Source organism: Brevibacillus borstelensis (genome assembly GCF_037834415.1).
In the GTDB taxonomy this organism is placed as follows: Bacteria; Bacillota; Bacilli; order Brevibacillales; family Brevibacillaceae; genus Brevibacillus; species Brevibacillus borstelensis_A.
Genome location: NZ_JAUMSJ010000095.1, coordinates 1 through 1,182 on the forward strand (window position 1 = coordinate 1; position 1,182 = coordinate 1,182).

General features: G+C 47.0%; 1 protein-coding gene. It reads right to left on the reverse strand.

What is annotated here, in order from left to right:
• Positions 1 to 74 precede the first annotated feature (74 nt).
• Positions 75 to 1,182 (reverse strand): IS3 family transposase gene (locus tag Q3F21_RS27100; protein WP_425341312.1). Its coding sequence is split into 2 segments (ribosomal slippage), with 1,110 coding nucleotides annotated over them: positions 75 to 951 and positions 950 to 1,182; the frame shifts between segments, so codons are not numbered across the junction. This gene is flagged as partial in the annotation.

Sequence of the window (1,182 nt, forward strand, 5' to 3'; positions counted from 1 at the left end):
TGTAATGCTCCCCATTGTCAAGACACGAACTTTCGAGGAATAAGTTACGTCCTCCTTCTCGTGTAATCTTGTATTTACGATGCAATCTCTTCAAATGGGTGTGCGTAGAATTGGTCTGGCTTCGCTTCATTAAGAGATCGATGAGGGCGCTCCTGATTGTAAAATTCGACATAACAAGCTATCCCCTTACGCAGCGCGCGAGGGTTTTCGTATTCGTTCAAATAAATACATTCGTACTTGAGCGATCTGAAATATCGCTCTGTGCGGCTGTTGTCTGTTGCCCGGCCTTTCCCGTCCATCGATACCTTGACGCCCTCGCTCTCTAGGAGTTCGAGGTAATCGGCGTTGGTGAAATGAGAGCCTTGGTCACTGTTCATGATCTCCGGTTTACAGCGGCTGAATGCACGTCTCAGACACTTCAGAACAAAGCCTTTCTCAAGTGTACTGGATAACTCATAATCAATGACTTTACGGCTATACCAGTCGATGATATTGAATAAGTACATAAATCCCTTACCCATCCGGATATACGTGATATCGATTCCCCAGACCTGATTCGGACGATCAATGGTGAGCCCTCGAAGCAGATAAGGGCGAGTGTACTTGGCGTGGAGCCGTTTACTTAGGTTGGGCTTTGGATAGATCGCTTCAAGTCCCATCACTTGCATAAGACGGCGTACGCGCTTTCGATTGACCTCAAATCCGTGGTCTCGGAGAAAGATTGTCATACGCCGATAGCCAAAGTAGGGATGTTTCAAATAGATTTCATCGATCCGATGCATGATCTGTATGTTTTCTTCGCTCTCGCGATGCTCTTTACAGGGGCGATAGACGCTTGTCCTGTTTACACTCAACAGATCAGCCTGGCGTTTCACCGTAATCATTTCATTGTCCCGTTCGACCATCGCTTTTCGGGTTTCCAGTGATTCATTTAAGACCAGATTTTTTTTTGAGCCAGTCGACCTCTACAGTGAGTTGGCCAACCAGCTTTTCAAGATGCTCTTGCTTGCTCTCGTACTCCTTTCTCAATTTATCTGCTTCACTGGTCTTCTTTTCGAACACCAATGAGGCACGCTCAAGAAACTCCGCCTTCCACCGGCTTACCATAACCGGACTTAGTTCATACTTGGCAGCAATTTCGTTTACGGTCTGCTCTTCACGGAGGACCTCCAGCACGACCTT